The sequence below is a fragment of the Francisella salina genome, from assembly GCF_000219045.1.
Lineage (GTDB): Bacteria > Pseudomonadota > Gammaproteobacteria > Francisellales > Francisellaceae > Francisella > Francisella salimarina.
This window is the reverse complement of the sequence record NC_015696.1, coordinates 20,750-41,388: the sequence shown is the minus strand read 5'-3', so window position 1 is coordinate 41,388 and position 20,639 is coordinate 20,750. Positions and strand designations below refer to the sequence as shown.

The window sequence follows — 20,639 nt, the reverse complement described above, 5'->3', positions numbered from 1 at the left end:
TTAACACTCAAATTCTTTTAGCTTCTCAACAATATCATCAGCACGAAGTAGCGGTCTACCTACGATAATGTAGTCAACACCTAGCTCTTTAGCTTTTTTAGGTGTCAAAGCATTAAAGTGATCATCACTTAAGTCACTTTCAAGTCTCACACCAGGTACATACAATTTGATTTTATCCCCAAATTTTGCTCTAACATCTGCAACTAAATGTGGATGACATATAAAGTTTTCCACACCTAAATCCACACATCTCTGAAATTTTGCTAGACTATCTGCCTTATCAAAATTAGCATCACTACTAAGAGTAATCACAGCTAATGGTATTGCTTGAGTATCTGCTGTAAGTGCTGCTTTGACCATTTCACCACTAGCAGTACCGTGAAATGTGAAGTATTTAAAATTTGGGATAGCTTTTGAGTAGTTTTCTATGGCGGTTTTAACTGTATTAGGAATATCGTGTAATTTAAAATCCAAAAAGATATCTTTATCGCCAACTAATTGATGAATTTCTTTAAATGATAGAGTTGAACATAAAATATGACCAATTTTAACACAGTCAACATACTTTGAAACAGAGGCTGTTTTCTCTAAATCTGATTTAGAGATACCATCTGCTGAGAACATTATTTTCATTAAATTTTTCAAATGATTAATCGATGTTGAAACTATATATTAGTTTAATTTACGGTGATAGTAAACCATATTTTAACTTTGTTATTTCGACATATATCCAATCATGACAATTGAATATGAAAGCTTATAGTAAATTAGGTTTTCATATTTTTTATTTTGATACTATCTATTTTTTTATCTCTAGAAATCAACTTACTTTTCATAAAATCCTTAAAATTATGTATTATTAGATTATATAGATGATTATTTTTATCTATGTATCTCATTACAGAAGCATAAAAGGTAGGTTTATTATGGCTTTAAAAGTAGTTATTTCTCATAAAACTCAATATAAGTACGATAAGAAAATTTCATTATCTCCTCATATAATAAGATTAAGACCAGCTCCGCATAGCAGAACACCGATAGAATCTTACTCACTTAAAATTAAGCCAAATAGCCATTTTATTAATTGGCAACAAGACCCTTTTGGAAACTATCTAGCAAGATTAGTCTTTCCTGAACGAACTGATGAGTTTAGTATTGATGTTGAGATTATTGCTGACATGATTACCATTAATCCTTTTGATTTCTTTGTTGAAGAAGGAGCAAAGGACTACCCTTTCCAGTACAAAAAAGATTTGAAAAAAGAGTTAGCACCATATCTAGAGTTAGAAGATGATTCAAAAGAATTAAGAGACTTTGTTGCATCAGTAGATAAGTCTAAGAAACCTATAATAGACTTCTTAGTGGAAATAAATCAAAAAATATACGACACTCTTGATTATACTATCCGCCTTGAGCCAGGTGTACAAACACCTAAAGAAACACTTGATAAGAAACTAGGTAGCTGTCGAGACTTCTCTTGGTTATTTGTACAAGTTCTAAGGCATCTTGGACTTGCAGCAAGATTTGTATCTGGCTATTTAGTACAACTAAAAGCTGATGTTGATTCATTAGATGGACCTAATGGCCCAGAAGAAGATTTTACAGACTTACATGCTTGGACTGAAGTTTATGTACCTGGAGCAGGCTGGATTGGTCTAGACTCTACTAGTGGGCTTTTTGCTGGAGAAGGCCATATCCTTCTAGCTTGTACACCTCACTACAATAGTGCTCACGCTATCGAGGGGGCAACTGATGTCTGTGAAACAGAGTTCTTCTACGAGAACAAGGTCACAAGAATATTTGAGTCTCCAAGGGTTACCAAACCATATACAGAAAGCCAATGGCAAGATATTTACAATTTAGGCTTCAAAGTTGATAGGGACCTGGTTGAAAATGATGTGCGATTAACAATGGGAGGTGAGCCAACTTTCGTATCTATAGATGATATGGAATCAGCGCAATGGAATACAGAAGCGGATGGCCCACACAAAAGAGAGCTGGCGAATAAACTATCTAGAAAACTATTATCATCTACAACCAACGGTGGATTATTACATCATGCTCAAGGTAAATGGTACCCAGGAGAACCTCTTCCAAGATGGCAAACTACTGTTTATTGGCGAAAAGATGACAATCCAGTATGGAAAAATCCTGAACTATTGGCAGATATGAGCAAATCATATCCATATAAAACTGCTGATGCTAAAAAATTTCTATCTACACTATCTTTGATTTTGGGAGTTAGCGATCAAAATATCATAGCTGCTTATGAAGATCCTATCTACTACATAATGAAAGAAGCTGAGCTTCCTGTAGATGTCGACCCAATGAAATATAATCTCAAAGATCCTTTAGAAAGACGTACTATAGCTGAGAAGTTGAGTTTTGGATTAGATGAAGAAGTTGGTTATGCCTTACCCTTAGATTTTGGTAAAACAAAATGGATAAGCTCCAAATGGGAGTTTAGAAGAGGAAATATGTTTTTATTAGCAGGTAACTCTCCTCTTGGCTTTAGACTTCCTTTAGACTCATTAATTCTTAAGCCACATGTCGAGATTGAAAAATCTGTCGAAACAGATTTATTTGCATCATACCCTAACCTTGGCGACTATATAACGCCAGTTGAGCAAAGAGCAAAAGAGGTTAATTCAAATACGACACCTCATAATACTTATAGTGCATTTGTAAGAACTGCTATTTCTACAGAAATTAGAAATAATAAGCTATGTATATTCTTACCACCGATAAATGATACTGAAGTATTCTTAGATCTGATAGCCTCTATAGAAGCAACTGCTAAGAAACTAAATATGGCAGTTATTATAGAGGGTTATGAGCCACCTCAAGATAATAGAACAGATAGAGTAAAAGTAACTCCAGATCCAGGTGTAATAGAAGTAAACATACAGCCAGCGCACTCATGGAAAGAGCTAAGTGACAATATACTTGGTTTATATGAAGATGCTAGACAATGTAGACTTGGCACTGAGAAGTTTGCTATTGATGGCAAACACACTGGTACTGGTGGTGGTAACCATGTCACTCTAGGAGCTGCTAAGCCAAGTGATTCACCACTTTTAAGAAGACCTAATTTACTTAGAAGTCTAATAACATTTTGGCAACATCACCCTGGTTTATCATACTTATTTAGTGGTGCATTTATTGGTCCTACTTCTCAAGCACCAAGAGTTGATGAAGGCAGATTAGAAAATCTATACGAATTAGAAATAGCCTTCTCACAGATACCTGATGATGACTCAAATGTACCATTCTGGTTAGTCGATAGATTGTTTAGACATATGCTGACTGATATTACTGGTAACACACACAGAAGTGAGTTTTGTATCGACAAACTTTACTCTCCGGATAGTAGCTCAGGTAGGCTAGGTATTTTAGAGCTTAGAGCCTTTGATATGCCTCCTCACTCTCAGATGGCACTATTGCAAATGCTGTTAGTAAGAGCATTGGTATCTTGTTTTTGGAAAAAACCATACAAACACGATTTAGTACGCTGGGGGACAAGACTACATGATAAATTCTTATTAGAACATTATGTAAAAGAAGATATTAGAGAAGTTGTACAATTCCTAAATGATGAAGGCTATGAGTTTAAACTTGAGTGGTTTGATCCATTCTTTGAGTTTAGATTCCCTCTATATGGTATGACTACTATTAACAATATGCATTGTGAGATAAGAGCTGCGATAGAACCATGGCACGTATTAGGTGAAGAATCTAGCTCTCAAGGAACCGCAAGATATGTTGACTCTTCTCTAGAGAGATTACAGCTGAAAATCCAAAACTTTAACGATGAAAGATATGCTGTAACATGTAATGGTGTACAAATCCCATTATCAAAAACAAATATTGAAGGCGAGTATGTCAGTGGTGTACGATACAAAGCATGGCAGCCGTGGTCAGCATTACATCCAACTATTGGTGTTGATACTCCATTAACTTTTGATATCGTTGATAAATGGAATAATAGATCTATAGGTGGCTTTAACTACTTTGTTTCTCATCCGGGTGGCAGAAGTTATGAGACATTCCCTGTTAACTCATACGAAGCGGAATCACGTAGAATTAACAGATACTGGGATTTCAATCATTCTCAAGGCGATCTTGTTGAAAATGATCCTGTTGTATCAGCTACTGGCAATACTACCTATAATAATGAAACCAATAGAGTTATTGTAGATAAAAAAGGTAGTTCTAAACAGTTTAACTACCATAAAATGCCTAAAAACAAAGAATATCCATTTACTTTAGACTTAAGACAAAAATGGATAAAAAATAACTAATATCTTAAATTCTTTTCTTTTAAATTATTCAAGTCAACTTATTGAACTACTTTGATACTTTGCAAACTATTTGCTAATAATTCTAGATAGCTTGGATCTTGAAGGATACCTTTAATATTTTGTTTTTTCACAAGCTCACTAAGCTTTGTAGTTAAGTCTTTATCTTTATTAATTTCGCTGATGTTTTGACTTATTGCCGGATAGAGTTGTTCATCAACTTTTTTAATCTTATCTCGATATATAGACAAACAATCTGAGCTTTGTTGCTCAAGCTGTTGCTGAGTTGCATTTTTTGCATAATAATCTTCTATTTGCTTAGATAAATCCATTTGTAATTGGATAAAAATCAGAAATGAGTTAGATTCTAAATGATTCTTTTTTGCTAAAGCTTGAGCATTTTGTAGTACTCTAAGCTCTTGATCTGCATCATATAGAGGACTATTAAGCTTATGCTTACATATTCCGACACCTTGCATCAAAGAAGCTCTTTCGACCAAAAGATTAAGAGGCTTTTCAACCGAAGCGTAAGAGGCTCCTACCATAACAGCAAGGAGCGCTATTATCTTGAGTAATTTAGTCATATTTAAACCTTATTTTATTTAAGTTTTGCACAATTATAACAACTTAACCTTACAAAACTTTAACTCTTAGATAACCATATTGTGATTTATAATGATAAGTATAGATATCTTTTACAGCAAATTCTAAGGAGTGTAAGATATGTTAAAAAAATCTTTATCGGTACTATCCGCTTTAGTATTATCATCTTGTAGCATAGTTGGAATCAATAATACTCCTCAAGCTAAATATACAAACATTAAAACAGATGATGATTTTTCTGTTAGAGTTTATGCTCCTCTTACTGAAGCTCAAGTAACTGTCGAAGACTCTGACTATAAGTCTGCTGTCAACAAAGGTTTTGGCTACTTGTTTAGATACATAACTGGTGCAAACATTGCTAAACAAGATATACAAATGACTGCTCCTGTCAAAATAGAACAATCTTCACAAAAAATTCAGATGACAGCTCCAGTAATGATAGCTGGAGACGATAAATCATGGACTATAGCTTTTGTACTACCGGCTCAATATACTCTACAAAATGCTCCAAAACCAACTAGTGATAAAATCAAATTGGTTGAGAAACCTGAAACTAAAATGGCGGTAGTTACATTTAGTGGTTTCCTAGACAAAGACTCTATAGATAGCAATACGACTAAACTTAAAACATGGATAAAAGCCAACAGCTACGAGATAGACGGTCAACCTGAGGCAGCTGGGTATAATCCGCCATGGACAATACCATTCTTACGTACTAATGAAGTTATGATACCGATAAAATAATACTAAGCTTAGAGAATATCTACATTCTCAAGCAAATATTCTGCAAGAATACGTCTCTTATCTTGTTTTGATGTTTGTAAAAAATAACAATACAACTTAACATCTTCTTGAGCCTCATCCATCTTAATTTCTATCAGCTCTCCAGAATTAACCTCTTGTCTAACTAAGGGGTCAATCGACCAAATAATTCCCAGTCCGTGCTTGGCTGCATTTTTCAACTCATCTGTTGAGCTAGATAAATAATCATAGTTTAGATTTACAGATGATTTACCAAACTGCCAACCTTTGGGGTGAGTAAGGATATTTACTAAAGTATTATGATGAGACAGATCTGATAAAGATCTAGGGATTCCTTTTTTCTCAAGATATCTAGGTGATGCATACAATTTACGCTTAAACGAACAAAAAACATATTTAACCAGTCTAGGGTCAGCAACATCTATAGAACTTATGGAGACATCACATGTACCTTCTAATACTGTAAGTGGGGAATTAATATTATGTATATTGAGCTTTACTTGATCATATTTTGATAAAAAATTAGCAAAATGCTCAATAAAAAAAGCCACATTGAGTCCTGCTGTTATTGAGACTGCTATCTCACCTCCTGGCTGTATATCTCTATTCTCAATATCATTTTGTGCATCTTCGACACGCTTTACAATATCTTGTGCGTAGTCAAGAAATGCTTCTCCTTTAGCTGTTAATTCTACTTTTCTTGTAGTACGTATAAAAAGTGATGATGATAACCATTCTTCAAGAAAATTAATCTGTTTACTAACTTTTGCCAATCCAAAACCTTGTTTTCTAGCTGCTACCGTAAAACTACGATTCTTAGCTACTAGAATGAAACTTTTCATGCAATCAAACTTATCCACACTATTTCCAATTTGGAAATACATAATTATTATTTTATATGTTTTTCAAAGATAATTTTAGTGTGAAAATATATATTAGAAATTTTTTATAAAAATCTGCGATATATAGGAAATTACATTATGAAGAACTACTCCAAATCATTCCTAAGAATAATTCTAATAATACTCATAACTGTCATGACTACAAGCTGTGTCTCGATTGATGATACTGAGTATGAAAATGGATACTACATTACAGAACTTAATTATAATTTTGACAAAGTCTATCAGATGACAATCAATAGTATCAAGACAGGTATTACTTATAATGAGAATGGTCATCCTTACCATTTAGTAGAAAATAGTCAAACTAATGACAAAGCAACTATAGTAGCTATAGATAATAATGACCCTAGTGATCGACTAAAAATAATTATCTACAGAATCTCAAAAAATGTCACAAAGATTATGATCAAATATGATAGTAACGGAGACTCTATTAGATCTTCAGCTCTGCTAAATACTCTTAAAAAAGGGTTAGCCGTATAACAAATAATAATTCTTCATAAGATTTGCACCTGAAGCTGCTGTAATTCAATCAAAATTAAGTAAAAGAGTTTTACGATGAAAATATCTAAACTAATGGCTGCTATAATAATATTATTTATTATTATTTTTCTTATATGTATTTTTTTATACTTTGATGCTAGCTTCGAGAGAGATGCTTATTTATATGCCAATTTTACCAGAGTAAATAGTGTAGAAAATGGACAGGTTCAGAAGATATACATCAAAAAAGGATCATATGTAAATAAAGGTGATACATTATTTGAGCTAGACTGTAGATACATAACAAAAGAGCTCAATATACTACAATCACAAGAAAAGAAAATAACTCTAGAACTTAAAGATGTTGTTATAAAAATAAAACTTGCTGAAAAGCAAAGAGATTTAGCCAGAGAAAGCCTAGTTGTTGAGAAAAGAAATTTTGAGAGATATAAACTTCTAATAAGAGATGGTGCCGTATCTGATCAGCAAAAAGACTTAGCTGAAAAGAACTTAATATCTAGTGAGTCTCAATTTGTCAAAGTGTGTCAGAATGTAGATAACCTAAAAATCAGACAGAATGATCTTCTATCTGATGAGAAAATAACTCAATCAAAGATTGATCAAAAAAAGTACTCTTTGAGTAGATGTTCTATCAAAGCTACAACAAATGGATATATTTCAAACTTTATATTACAAAAAGGCGATTTCATTAATAAAGGAGAAGATTTATTTTCTATCGTTGATACTCATAAATGGTATGTTGTGGCAAATGTCAAAGAAAGTAATATTAGATACTTATCTGTTGGCCAGACTGTCAGTATGACTACAAGCCTAACAGGATTTAAGAAATATACAGGTAGAATAGTTGATATCGAAAAAGGAATCACAAGACCGGAATATGACAATTTCTCTGCTCTCTACCATATTGAAAGAAATATAGACTGGGTTAGATTGGATTATAGATTTCCTGTACTCATAGAAGTTTTATCTAAAGATACAAAAGAGTTTAGACTTGGTGGAGATGTCCATGTATGGTTCTAAATTCTATGATATCAAAAAAGAAGAATCTCTAGAAATACTGCTAATATCTATAGTAATTTCTATATGTGGTGTAGTAGCAATTATCATTAATGATGCTCTAAATTTTGATTATCCTTTTTGGGCTGCTACAGCTGCCATCGTAATATTCTCAACAGGATCCTCTCTTACTATCTATAAGTCATGGAGAAGGATTATTGCTACAATTATTGGCTCTATTATAGGTTTATACTTAAGTATACTTTTTGTTGAATTTTCATTTGTAGGCATACTTATTATTTTTCTAATAGGAGCTATATTCTTATTTTTTTCAAAGATCTATCCTCAAGAGGGTTATTTTCTACTGTTCATTGGTTTACATATATCTTTTATCGGGGCTGGTTGTATCGTAGAGCCTACCAATGCTTTTTATTTGACAGAGTATAGAATACTCACCAATATTGTTGGTGTTTTATGCGCCTTAATATTTGTACTTATATTACCCATTAAAAAAGGAAAAAGCTTCTCACCAGCATCCCCATTATCAGATCAAGATGCTCTATTAAATACCGCTAGAATATTTATTGCAATGAGTTTGGCTGTACTATTTTGGATGTTTGTAAATGTCCCTGGTGGCTCAATCAATATGATTATAACTATCGTAATTATATCCGGAGTTGAGATAAATAAAACTGTCCTTGTATTTCATCGAAGATTCTTTGGGTGTTTACTAGGAGTATCATGCGGTATTGCTTATATTGTAATATCAAGCTATTTACCAATTGTTATATTTCCATTATTTATACTTTTCTCAACAATCTTTACGTACTTTGCATTACAACATCCATTGTATGGATATGCTTATGAGCAAGCAAATAGAGCATTTATGATAGTCTGTTTCCCAACAAAACTTGAGTTTTTTAGTTTCTCTGATGGTGCATATAGAGCTTTAGGAATCTTTATCGCACTATTTATACTATTGTTGATTGAAGTTGGAGAAAGAGCTCTTAACATAATATCTGAGTCACTGGGCGATTATATTATTAGACAAATATTGGTATAAAAATCAGTAACTATAAGTTAATTAGCCAGCAGACTTTTCGCCTTAGATATCAAAACATGATTTCAACAAAGCTTTAACTTTATCTATTCCAAGCTTATTCATCAAATCAATATTTCTTTGAGGAATATCATCAGGATTTGGATAGTTTGCTATTGCTCTCTCAAGAGACTCCTCTCGAATCAAGTGCAACATCGGATAAGGCGAACGGTTTGTATAATTCTCAACATCATTTAAGTCTACCCCCTCAAACTGATAATCAGGATGAAAACTTGCAATCTGATAAACGCCTTCTAATGACATATCAATCAAAAGGTTATCTGTATGATATAGAAAGTCATTGTAGTCGTAGAAGTCTTGTAAAATATACGGATGAATAACTAGAGTTGTCTCAATATTTGTATCACTCTCTAATAGCTCAAGTTCTGCTTGTACTTCTGCTAATAATTGATCTGTATTTGTTGCTTGTGAGACAAAATAACGAACTCTATTTTTAACAACTTCACGTTTAGCGAATGGGCAAAGATTCATTTCGACAACAAATGTCTTAACCCAGTTTTGTGTAGCAGTAATTATTTGCTGTTTATCCATGTTCAATGTCTATAATAAGATTTACTTACACCTAGTATACTCTTTTGTCATAGTAAGTTTGTATATAAAAATCTCTCCTGCAAGTTACCACGTTTAATTTCTGCTAAAATAAAGTTACACAAATATATAAACTAGCAACTAGAAGAAATATGGAAAAAGTAAACTTCACATCTCATGGATGTAATATGTCAGCGCAACTATATAAGCCTGAAAATTTTGATCAAAATAGTAAATATCCTGCGATAGTTTTATGTCATGGTTTTGCCGGTTTCAAGGAAGTATTACTACCTGCATATGCTGAAGCTTTTGCAAAGGCCGGGTATGTTGTACTTAACTTTGACTATAGAGGCTTTGGCGAAAGCGAAGGTGAAAGAGGCCGACTAATGCCAAAACTACAAATCGAAGATATTCACTCTGCAATTGACTATGTAGCTAGTCTAGACTTTGTTGATTCTAATAAGATTGGACTTTGGGGCACTTCTTATGGTGGTGCTAACGCTATCACAGCAGCTGCACAAAATGATCTTGTAAAATGTCTATCAGTTCAGCTAACTTTTGCTAATGGTGAGAGAGTAATCACAGGCGACATGTCAGATGAAGAAAAAGAGAAATTCCTTGGCATGATTGAAAAAATGTTAGCTAAGAAAGAAAAAACTGGGAAAGAAATGATGGTGCCATTACATAAGGTACTAACAGATGAGCAATCTATAGGCTTCTATGAAAGATATAGTAAAGAGTATGATGCTTTTGATATTAAGATTCCATTTCTTACAGTTAATGAAACTATGTCGCATAAACCTGAGAACTATATTGGTGATTTAAGAATACCTGTACTAATAGTTGCTTCTGATACTGACTCTGTAAACCCAGTTGAAGAGTCGCATATATTATATGAAAAAGCTAATGAGCCAAAAGAGCTAATGATTCTAGAAGGTATTAGTCACTATGAATGTTATGAAGGTGAGCCTCTACAGAAGATATTAGCTAAGCAAATCGCTTGGTTTGATGAGTATGTAAAATAACTCGCTTTGTCATTCTAAGACTCGATCATAGAATCTATTTCTTATCTTTAGTTTAACCCCTCTATGGATCCTATGGTCAAGCCATAGGATGACTAAAAACTACCCCATCTTGCTTCGCAAGCCACCCCTTCAATATTTGAAGGGGAATCAGCACATTAGCGGCTAGTAGTTTCAAAAGCAAATGATAAGAAAATAAAACTGTATGAACGAAGTGAGTTTTTTATTTTCCATTTGGTTTTGACTACGATAGCGTAGTGCTAGGCAGTATTGCATACAATTCCCCTCTTGAGAGGGGTGCCATTTTAATGGCGGGGTGTGGCTGCCATTAAAAAAGTATGTCGCTATAACTTACGAAGTAAGTAGCGAAACTATTATTTAAAACTCATGATTAAACTCTAAGCATTGCCCTCTTTGATCGCTTACTACTTTACCTTTGTGATACTTAACTACACCATTGATAATAGTTGTTTGAACTTTTGATTTAAAAGTACGACCAGCAAACGGAGTCCAACCACATTTATAATGAGAGCACTCATCAGTACGAGTATGTGGCTCGTCTAAATTTACAAGTACTAAATCAGCAGCATAACCTTCGCGGATGAAGCCACGATCTTTTACCTTATATACTATAGCTGGAGCGTGAGCAGTTTTTTGAACAACTTGCTCTAGAGTTAAGAAACCATTGTGATAATGCTCTAATACAGATATAAGAGCTTCTTCAACTAGTGGTAAACCTGCTGGAGCTTTAAAGTAAGTGCCTTGTTTCTCTTCCCAAGTATGTGGGGCATGATCTGTCGCAATTACATCAATTGTGTCATTTGCAACACATTCTAGTAACTTCAAGCGATCAGATTCTTCTTTGATAGCTGGGTTACATTTGATTAGAGCACCTTTCTCTGCATAGTCTTTACGCGAGAAGAATAAATGATGAGCACACACCTCAGCTGTAATTCGCTTCTCTTCCAATGGAATAGAATTATCAAAATGTACCATCTCTTCTGCTGTAGTCAGATGAAGTACATGTAACCTTGAGTTGTACTTCTTAGCAAGACCTACTGCAAGCTCTGATGATTTAAAACAAGCTTCTCTTGAACGAATCTCAGGATGTAGATCAAATGGTACATCTTCACCATATTTCTCACGAGCTTTATTCTCAAGCTCTGTAATCATTGGAGTATCTTCACAATGAGTTACGATAAGAAGTGGACTATCTCTAAAAAAACCTTCTAAAGTCTCAGGATTGTTCACTAGCATATTACCAGTCGATGCTCCCATAAAGATTTTGATAGCACAAGCATCATTTGGTTTCAGGCGCTTTAGCTCTTCAACATTATCATTTGTCGCTCCCAGATAAAAAGCATAGTTAGCATGAGACCTAGCAGCAGCGCGTTCTTTTTTCTCAGCTAAACGCTCTACAACAGTAGTCGCTGGGTTTACATTTGGCATCTCCATATATGACGTAATACCACCCATTACAGCGGCTTTTGATTCTGTCTCGATTTCACCCTTATGCATAAGACCAGGCTCTCTGAAATGCACCTGATCATCTATCATACCTGGTAGTAGATGTAGGCCTGTAGCATCTATAACTTTATCTGCGGGTTTGTCTATACTTGCAGCAACCTGTGCAATCTTGCCATTTTCAACCAAAACATCAGATTTAAATGTTTTGCCTTCATTTACAACTGTAGCATTTTTGATAAGTAAACTTTGATTTTGCATTTTTTCCTCCTTTATAATCTATCGAAATTATAAAGAACCATTATATAAATCGCCATATTTAAAAGTAATATTTATCTAATCACTCATGTTAATATTTCTTAATAGATTAAATAAATTACCAATTAAAGATAATATGAGCAAAGTCGAGATAAACCATAACCAATATTGGTTAGATAGATGGCAAAACAATGATGTCGATTTCTGTCAAGAGTCGCCAAATGAATTTCTAGTTAAGCACTTTTCTAAATTAAATATAAATAGCTCTTCAGTATGTTTAGTGCCAATGTGTGGAAGTAGTATAGATATGCTGTACTTTTTAGCTAACGGCGTTAAGGTAGTCGGTGTGGAGCTTTCAGAAAAAGCTGTTTTATCATTTTTTAGCCAAAATAATATCAAATATGAGGTTGTAGATGGCAATAACTATAGGCTCTATAAAGGCGATGACATCGAGATATATGTAACAGATATTTTTAACTTACCTAAAATAGCCCAAAACCTACCCGCTTTTGATATTTGGTATGATAGAGGAGCTTATATTGCTTTGCCAGAAGATATAAGAGCTAGATATGCAAAGATGATGCTACAAGTATGCTCTGATAATACTCAAATCCTACTACTCGTTATGGAGCATGACAAAAAATCTCAGACTCCTCCATATAGTGTTACCCAAGCTGAGCTGATAAAGAACTTCTCTCCAAATATTGAGTTTGAACTAATTGATAGTAAGCAAAGAGAAAATATTCCAGACTACCGAAAGGCTGAAGGAATGACTGAGCAATATTACACCGCTTATCTAAGAAAATAATTAGAACTTACTTTTGAAATTTTTTATTAATACCCTGAATATATTTATTTAGAGCATCTAGTGTACAACTGTCATCATCATCCATAATTGGTAATTTGACATACTTCCCATCATACCTAAGCTTAACCTTATAAGTATCGCTATCTTTGAAAAGCTCAAATTGCATATTACTTGCATAGCCTGGTGCTTCAGCTAGAGGTACTCCTAATGTCCCCATTACTTCCAAAAGAGTCAAATCATGACCTGAGTAATAAGTCATTTTATATTTGGATTTATCTTCAGCAGCATTATTTAAATCTTGTATTATTCTATTAGTAAGTTCGCCACCCATAATATAGGCAACTTTTTGTGATTTGAATTGTTGTGCTAAGCCCCAATCTGTAAGAGCTATTATCTGATCAGCATCTTCTTGAGATAGCCCTTTTGGTAGAGGCTTACCATGTGCCTTAGCAACTATCAAAACATCGCCTACAGTGATCACATCATTTAACCCTGATATTTTATTACCTAATATTTGCTGCCATTTTGCAAAGTTAGGCTCTGCTTCTTTAGTCTTATCTTGCCATATTTTAGAGTTATAGACATACTCTCTCAACACAGCCAAATACTGCTCATAAGGAAATTGTATAAGCTTAGAATCTGCTGACAGAGTCATAATAGGAATTGGTTGGAAGCCTCCATTAATGGCGCGCTGTCCATTAGCCAAAACAGGTCCCGTACCTGCTGGATATAGCCCCATTAATAAACTCTGTGCACTCTCTACAGTACGATTAGTATGACTAGATAGTACAAAAATACTCTGATTCTTATATTTACATGAAAGTAACTTAAAGTTTTTGATATATCTTTGTCTTAATTTACTTCCTAGTATAAATTCTTGATGCATACCTATAGGAGTAAGCTCAGATAATTCTGTTCCCCAGTCATAGTCAGCATTTTTGATATTTGCAAATGGTGCTCTATCACCATGGCGTGTAATCATAGATACAAAAACTAGCTTACCTTCAGAGTATCCTAGCGGTATCAACAAAAATAGTAATGTGAATGTCGCAATAATTTTTTTCATAACTTGGTTTAGCAATATTACTAAATAATTCACATATATTATCATTTTAAAAAATGAAAACTATGATTTTATAACCTTATATTATTACTATGCTCACTAATCCCCACCAAATATCAATAAAACTTATATACAAAATAAAAATAACATATTTTTATTTATAAGCAATCTCTGCAATAATACTCACATCTCGATACAGAACATAATAAAAAAGGTAATCAAAATGAAAAAAGCAATATTAGTAATCACAATTAGTTTAGCAACTCTAAATTTTGGATTTAGTTTATATCAAGTAGGTGGTACAAGTTCTAACTCTTTTCCACCTCCCGTTATGCAATTAGCATAATCAGCATACCATACACCAAAAACTTATCTCTACTTATATTTAATACCTTATCTAAAACCAATATCATCATAGATAAATCATGAAAGATTAAATATTAATTTTGTAGAAAAAAATGGATTTTTTTGAAGAGATAAAAGTTAATTGTAGTATAAAAATAGCTTTAAAACTAGACCAAAATCAACTTTAGTCAAAACTTAAGAAAACAGTCTTTACATATAGGTCTCGAATGCCTACAATACTTTCAATTTGCCTATTAACTTTGTAAAAAGTAATGACAGAAAAAACTTTCAAACTCTTTTTTTCTTCCAATTCAATTTATCACAAAAAGGTTGTTTTATTATGATATTAGCTAACGATATGACTAATGCTATATTGGTTTTCCCAGATGGTACATACTATCTTGGTAGATCAATAGGAGTTCGTGGTTGGACAGACGGCGAAATTTGTTTCAACACTTCAATGACTGGTTACCAAGAAACATTAACAGATCCTTCTTATGCTGGTCAAATTATCACATTTACATTTCCACATATTGGTAATGTCGGTATCAATAACGAAGATAATGAATCACTTGGTGTATTTGCCAAAGGTCTAATTGTTAGAGAAAACCTAACTAGCCCATCAAATTTCAGATCAAAAAAACATATTGATACATGGTTAAAAAATAGAAATATCGTTGGTATATGTGGTGTGGACACGCGTGCAATTGTGCGTAAGATTCGCAAAGAAGGTGCTGTAAGGGTTGCTATACTGTCTGTAAAACCTGGTGAGTTTCTAGATGCTAACTATGTAAGATCGCGTATCAAAAATAAATCTAACCTAAGTGGTAGAGATTTAGCAATAAGTGTAACTACTAATAGAGAATATGAGTGGGATGAGCATACCTTTGAACTGGGACAACAATCATATCGCCACCAACAAGAATACAAGTATAATGTTGTAGTCATCGACTATGGTGTTAAATACAACATCTTAAGAAATCTTGTAGATGCAGGGTTTAAAGTAACTGTAGTACCAGCTGATAGTACTTATGAAGATATTATGAAGCATAACCCTGATGGAGTATTCTTATCAAATGGTCCTGGAGATCCATTCGCTACTTCAGACTACACTATGCCAGTCATCAAAAAACTTCTAGAAATCAAAATGCCAATATTTGGTATCTGTCTAGGTAACCAGCTATTAGCGCTAGCAGCTGGCTTAAAAACTAAAAAAATGCACCAAGGTCATCGTGGTGTAAACCAACCTGTACTAGATGCTGATACTAAAAAAGTTCTCATTACAAGCCAAAACCATGGTTTTGTAGTATGTGATGATGTAGTTCCAGATAATATCGAGATTCATATGAGCTCACTTTTTGATGGTACTGTTGAAGGCTTGAGATTCAAAGATAGACCAGCTTTTGCAGTACAATATCACCCAGAGAGCTCGCCTGGCCCACATGACTGTAAGTATTTATTTAATGAATTTGCTGAGATGATAGCAGAAAGTAAGAAAGGGAACTAAGAAGATGCCAAAAAGAACAGATATAAAAAGTATTTTAGTATTAGGTGCTGGTCCAATTGTTATCGGTCAAGCATGTGAGTTTGACTACTCAGGAACTCAAGCATGTAAGGTTTTGAAAGAAGATGGCTACACAGTCTATCTTGTAAACTCAAACCCAGCAACCATCATGACAGACCCTACAACAGCAGATAAGATCTTCATTGAGCCAATTACAGTTGAGAGTGTTGGCAAAATTATTGCTAGAGAAAAACCAGATGCAATCTTACCTACAGTAGGTGGTCAAACTGCTCTTAACTGTGCGTTAGAGCTAGATGCTGCTGGTATACTAAAGAAGTATAGCGTTGAAATGCTAGGAGCAAAAGCTGACTCTATCGACAAAGCAGAGAATAGAGAGCGTTTTAACAAAGCCATGGCAAAAATTGGTCTTGATGTGCCAAGAAACGTTGTAGTACAATCTATGGAGGAAGCTCGCAAAGCACTAGAAGATATTGGTTTGCCAGCTATTGTTAGACCATCATTTACACTTGGTGGAAGTGGTGGTGGTATCGCTTATACAAAAGAAGAGTTTGAATCAATTGTCAAAAATGGTCTAAGCCTATCACCAACAAATGAAGTGTTAATTGATGAGTCTATCCTAGGCTGGAAAGAGTATGAAATGGAGGTTATCCGTGATAAGGCTGATAACTCTATTATTATATGCTCAATTGAGAATATCGATCCTATGGGTATCCATACAGGCGATAGTATCACAGTAGCTCCAGCACTAACTCTTACAGACAAAGAATATCAAATCATGCGTGATGCTTCGATTGCTGTACTTAGAGAGATAGGCGTAGAGACTGGTGGATCAAATGTTCAATTTGCAGTAAACCCAGAGACTGGAAAGCTTGTAGTGATCGAGATGAATCCAAGAGTATCTCGCTCATCTGCACTAGCATCAAAAGCTACTGGCTACCCTATTGCAAAAGTTGCTGCTAGACTAGCTGTTGGCTATACTCTTGATGAGATTGATAATGACATAACAAAAGTTACTCCAGCATCATTTGAACCAACTATTGATTATATAGTTACTAAAATTCCTAGATTTACATTTGAGAAATTCCCTACTACACCGTCAAACTTATCTTCACAAATGAAATCAGTTGGCGAAGCTATGGCGATTGGTAGATCTTTTACAGAAAGTTTACAAAAAGCTCTAGTATCACTTGAGACAGATTTAAAGGGTCTAGATCAAGTTGAAATACCAGGTGTTAGTGAGTCAAACTCAACAGAAGAAAATAAAGTAGCTATTCTGAAATCATTAGAAGAGTTATCTCCTATGAGAATTCTAAGAGTAGCTCAAGCGCTCAGATTTGGTATATCTGAAGAAGATATTCATAATGCTTGTAAAATAGATCCTTGGTTTATTGAACAAATTGCAATTATTGTAGATGCTGAAGAAAAGCTTAAAAAAACAGGTTTGCCAAATAGCAAAGAAGAATTCTCTGTTTATAAGAATCTAGGATTTTCTGATGCGAAAATTGCTGAGCTTGTTGGTAGAACTGAAAGATATATTAGAAACTTCCGTTTCGGTAAAGAGATCTACCCTACTTTTAAGAGAGTAGATACTTGTGCTGCTGAATTTGAGTCTAAATCATCTTATCTATACTCGACTTATGAACACTATAGCTATGAAGAAATCGTACGTGACTGTGAGTCAGAAATATCTGATAAGAAAAAAGTTATAATTTTAGGTGGTGGGCCTAACCGAATTGGTCAAGGTATTGAGTTTGATTATGCTTGTGTTCACGCTGCTAAATCACTCAAAGAGGAAGGTATCGAAACTATCATGATTAACTGTAACCCTGAGACAGTTTCTACGGATTACGACACTTCTGATAAATTATACTTTGAACCTCTTTGCGCTGAGAATGTTCTTGATATTATCAAAAACGAAATGCGTAAAGGTGAAGTGCTAGGAGTAATTGTACAGTTTGGTGGTCAAACACCTTTGAAACTTGTATCTGCCCTACATGAGAATAATATTCCTATACTAGGTACAGATCCTGATAAGATTGATCTAGCAGAAGATAGAGAGAGATTCAAAGAACTATTAAATAAGGTTGGTTTAAAACAACCATTAAACACTATCGCATATACCATTAATGAACTTAAGAAAAAGATTGTTAATGTCGGCTATCCTGTTGTTGTAAGACCATCTAATGTGCTAGGTGGCAGAGCTATGGAAATAGTTCACTCAAAAGAAGAATTAGATACATATATTGAAACAAATGCTAAATGTATTCTGGAAGGTCCTATTCTAATTGATAAATTCCTAGAAGATGCGATAGAACTAGACGTTGATGCTCTAGCTGATGGTGGTGATCGTGTATTTGTCGCAGGTATTATGGAACATATCGAGGAAGCGGGTATTCACTCTGGTGACTCGGCTTGCTCTATACCAACTCGTTCGCTATCTGATGAGCAAATCGAAGAGGTTAAGCAAGCAACTATCAGACTAGCTAAAGAGTTAAATGTTATTGGTCTAATGAATATCCAATTTGCATATCAAAATGCTGAGCTGTATGTAATTGAAGTAAACCCAAGAGCATCAAGAACTGTACCATTTGTAGCAAAAGCTACTGGTAATAGTATCGCAAATATTGCTACTAAACTTATGCTTGGTAAAAAGCTATCTGAGTTTATCTTAAATAACCCTATACCTAGACACTTCTCTGTCAAAGAAGCGGTATTCCCATTTGGAAGATTTGCTGATGTAGACTGCTATTTAGGCCCTGAGATGAAATCTACAGGTGAAGCAATGGGTATGGATAGATCATTTGGCGTAGCTTTTTATAAGGCTCAAGAGATGTCTTTTAATAAACTACCTCTAAAAGGAAATATTCTAATATCTGTAAGTAATGCTGATAAGCCTAAGATAATAGAGCCTGTTAAAGAGCTGATAGAACTAGGATTTAATATATTTGCTACTAAGGGTACTGAGAGCTTCTTAAGAGAACATGGTATTGCTTGTAAACTATTTGATAAAGCTTCGGACAATATTGGTAACAGTCAGGTTCATAGTACAGTTAATGCTATCGAAGCCGGCGAGGTTGATCTACTTGTTAATACATCAATTAGACAAGAGTTAAATATCAGCTTAGCTCTTAGAAGAGCTGCTATTATGAGTAGAGTACCATATGTGACGACAGCAGGTGCTTTTGAGGCTTTTGTTATTGCAGCTAAAGATATGCGCAAAATCAATAATGATTTTGATGTTAAAACTGTTAAAGAATGGATTAATAGTTAAAATGTGTCTTCCTATGGCTTAAAACCATAGGATCCATTACTTTTTTAAAAAAATACCCTATTCCCCTCTTGAGAGGGATGCCGATAAACAGGGTGTGGCGTCTTCGACTACCGCCCCTTCGTTCCAAAAGGGAACAATCTTCTGGAGTATTAAAATGCTATCATTTCAAAAGCTTCTACGAGGCGATCAAATTACTAAAGATGACTTATATAAACTATTTCATCAAGCTGATATTTATAAAAATAAACTAGCTAATTCAGAACCCATCAAAGATTTAGAAGGCAAAATACTAGCATCTCTTTTCTTTGAACCAAGTACTAGAACAAGGTTCTCTTTTGAATCTGCTATGAATAGACTTGGTGGTAAGGTTATATCACTAGAAAACGGTGCTTCTAGCTCTACCCAAAAAGGCGAAACCCTTGATGACACAGGTAGAATGATGGATCAATATGCTGACATCATAGTTATGCGTCATCCTAAGCCTCACAGTGTTGAAGAATTCTCAAAATATGTTCACTCACCTGTGATAAATGCTGGCGATGGTGAAAATGAGCACCCTACCCAGTCATTAGTTGATTTATATACTATCTATTCTGAGAAAGGCTCTCTTGATAACCTAAAAATTGGTTTCTTAGGAGATCTGAAATATGGTCGTACAGTTCATTCATTAACTAATATCTTAGCTAAATATAATGCTACATTTAAATTTATATCTTCAAAAGAACTGCAAATCCCTGAGAAACTTAGAGATTTTGTTGAGAAAAATGGTAATTCTTTTAGTGAACTAGAAGAGGTAAGCGCTGAAGCTCTGAAAGATTTAGATGTACTATATGTAACTCGTGTTCAAAGAGAGAGATTTCCAAATGAAGAGAGTTATTTAGAGAATAAAGATTTATGCTACTTAGATAGAAAACATATTTCCGCTACTAGCAACTTCATAATCCTTCATCCTCTACCAAGAGTTGATGAGATGGATAGATCTATAGATGAGCTTGAGTGTGCAAAATATTTTGATCAAATCAAATATAGTGTTCCTATTAGAATGTCTCTGCTATCATTACTTCTAAAATCACAAAACTAAATTTAATTAGATATTTATAGCTTTGTTTTTTTGACAATCTCTTCTTTTTACATTAAATTTTATTAACTAATTTTGAACCTGGCTTA

At 34.1% G+C, this 20,639-nt stretch carries 17 protein-coding genes; 11 read left to right on the top strand and 6 right to left on the bottom strand.

Annotation, left to right across the window (positions count from 1 at the left end):
- Positions 1–633, bottom strand: a complete 633-nt coding sequence (pyrF, locus tag F7308_RS00170) for an orotidine-5'-phosphate decarboxylase (protein WP_198006048.1) — start codon at positions 631–633, stop codon at positions 1–3.
- Positions 634–926: 293 nt separating this feature from the next.
- Here pyrF and F7308_RS00165 point away from each other — a divergent pair, with 293 nt between their 5' ends.
- Positions 927–4,301, top strand: a complete 3,375-nt coding sequence (locus F7308_RS00165) for a transglutaminase family protein (RefSeq protein ID WP_013921826.1) — start codon at positions 927–929, stop codon at positions 4,299–4,301.
- A 38-nt stretch (positions 4,302–4,339) separates the two neighbouring features.
- Here the strand turns inward: F7308_RS00165 and F7308_RS00160 are convergent, their stop codons facing one another.
- On the bottom strand, positions 4,340–4,882 hold the full coding sequence (locus F7308_RS00160; RefSeq protein ID WP_013921825.1) for a chorismate mutase: 543 nt from the start codon (positions 4,880–4,882) through the stop codon (positions 4,340–4,342).
- A gap of 139 nt (positions 4,883–5,021) precedes the next feature.
- On the opposite strand from F7308_RS00160, the gene F7308_RS00155 reads away from it, so the two are divergent.
- Positions 5,022–5,645 carry an SOUL family heme-binding protein gene (locus F7308_RS00155; RefSeq protein WP_013921824.1) on the top strand — a complete coding sequence of 208 codons (624 nt, stop codon included), beginning with the start codon at positions 5,022–5,024 and terminating at the stop codon, positions 5,643–5,645.
- Between the two features lie 8 nt (positions 5,646–5,653).
- On the opposite strand, the gene F7308_RS00150 is transcribed toward F7308_RS00155, so the two are convergent.
- Positions 5,654–6,523 carry a LysR family transcriptional regulator gene (locus tag F7308_RS00150; RefSeq protein WP_041263564.1) on the bottom strand — a complete coding sequence of 290 codons (870 nt, stop codon included), beginning with the start codon at positions 6,521–6,523 and terminating at the stop codon, positions 5,654–5,656.
- Between the two features lie 120 nt (positions 6,524–6,643).
- Between F7308_RS00150 and F7308_RS00145 the strand changes: the two genes are divergently transcribed.
- The 3 genes from F7308_RS00145 (at position 6,644) to F7308_RS00135 (ending at position 9,131) form a co-directional block, all read left to right on the top strand.
- The gene (locus F7308_RS00145; protein WP_013921822.1) at positions 6,644–7,051 is read left to right on the top strand and encodes a DUF3568 family protein; all 408 of its coding nucleotides are present in this window, start codon (positions 6,644–6,646) and stop codon (positions 7,049–7,051) included.
- Positions 7,052–7,126: 75 nt separating this feature from the next.
- Positions 7,127–8,092: an HlyD family secretion protein gene (locus tag F7308_RS00140; protein ID WP_013921821.1), complete on the top strand. Its 966-nt coding sequence runs from the start codon at positions 7,127–7,129 to the stop codon at positions 8,090–8,092.
- Positions 8,079–9,131, top strand: a complete 1,053-nt coding sequence (locus F7308_RS00135) for an FUSC family protein (protein WP_013921820.1) — start codon at positions 8,079–8,081, stop codon at positions 9,129–9,131. The genes F7308_RS00140 and F7308_RS00135 overlap by 14 nt, the downstream gene beginning before the upstream one ends.
- A 42-nt stretch (positions 9,132–9,173) precedes the next feature.
- Here F7308_RS00135 and F7308_RS00130 read toward each other — a convergent pair whose 3' ends face one another.
- Positions 9,174–9,719, bottom strand: a complete 546-nt coding sequence (locus tag F7308_RS00130; RefSeq protein ID WP_013921819.1) for a DUF1415 domain-containing protein — start codon at positions 9,717–9,719, stop codon at positions 9,174–9,176.
- A gap of 122 nt (positions 9,720–9,841) precedes the next feature.
- Between F7308_RS00130 and uilS the strand changes: the two genes are divergently transcribed.
- Positions 9,842–10,741, top strand: a complete 900-nt coding sequence (gene uilS / locus F7308_RS00125) for a UilS family quorum-quenching N-acyl-homoserine lactonase (RefSeq protein ID WP_269562921.1) — start codon at positions 9,842–9,844, stop codon at positions 10,739–10,741.
- A gap of 375 nt (positions 10,742–11,116) precedes the next feature.
- Here uilS and F7308_RS00120 read toward each other — a convergent pair whose 3' ends face one another.
- Positions 11,117–12,463: a dihydroorotase gene (locus F7308_RS00120; protein WP_013921817.1), complete on the bottom strand. Its 1,347-nt coding sequence runs from the start codon at positions 12,461–12,463 to the stop codon at positions 11,117–11,119.
- 133 nt (positions 12,464–12,596) lie between these two features.
- Here F7308_RS00120 and F7308_RS00115 point away from each other — a divergent pair, with 133 nt between their 5' ends.
- The gene (locus tag F7308_RS00115) at positions 12,597–13,268 is read left to right on the top strand and encodes a thiopurine S-methyltransferase (RefSeq protein WP_041263858.1); all 672 of its coding nucleotides are present in this window, start codon (positions 12,597–12,599) and stop codon (positions 13,266–13,268) included.
- Between the two features lie 7 nt (positions 13,269–13,275).
- Here the strand turns inward: F7308_RS00115 and F7308_RS00110 are convergent, their stop codons facing one another.
- A complete protein-coding gene (locus F7308_RS00110; RefSeq protein ID WP_198006047.1) occupies positions 13,276–14,334 on the bottom strand; it encodes a histidine phosphatase family protein in 1,059 nt (352 codons plus the stop codon).
- 220 nt (positions 14,335–14,554) lie between these two features.
- Between F7308_RS00110 and F7308_RS10375 the strand changes: the two genes are divergently transcribed.
- The 4 genes from F7308_RS10375 (at position 14,555) to pyrB (ending at position 20,553) form a co-directional block, all read left to right on the top strand.
- Positions 14,555–14,677: a hypothetical protein gene (locus tag F7308_RS10375; protein ID WP_013921814.1), complete on the top strand. Its 123-nt coding sequence runs from the start codon at positions 14,555–14,557 to the stop codon at positions 14,675–14,677.
- Positions 14,678–15,016: 339 nt separating this feature from the next.
- Positions 15,017–16,183 (top strand): glutamine-hydrolyzing carbamoyl-phosphate synthase small subunit, encoded by a 1,167-nt coding sequence (gene carA / locus F7308_RS00105; protein ID WP_013921813.1) that lies wholly within the window; start codon positions 15,017–15,019, stop codon positions 16,181–16,183.
- A gap of 4 nt (positions 16,184–16,187) precedes the next feature.
- Positions 16,188–19,472 (top strand): carbamoyl-phosphate synthase large subunit, encoded by a 3,285-nt coding sequence (gene carB, locus F7308_RS00100; protein WP_013921812.1) that lies wholly within the window; start codon positions 16,188–16,190, stop codon positions 19,470–19,472.
- A gap of 154 nt (positions 19,473–19,626) precedes the next feature.
- Positions 19,627–20,553 carry an aspartate carbamoyltransferase gene (gene pyrB, locus F7308_RS00095; protein WP_013921811.1) on the top strand — a complete coding sequence of 309 codons (927 nt, stop codon included), beginning with the start codon at positions 19,627–19,629 and terminating at the stop codon, positions 20,551–20,553.
- Positions 20,554–20,639: the final 86 nt, after the last annotated feature.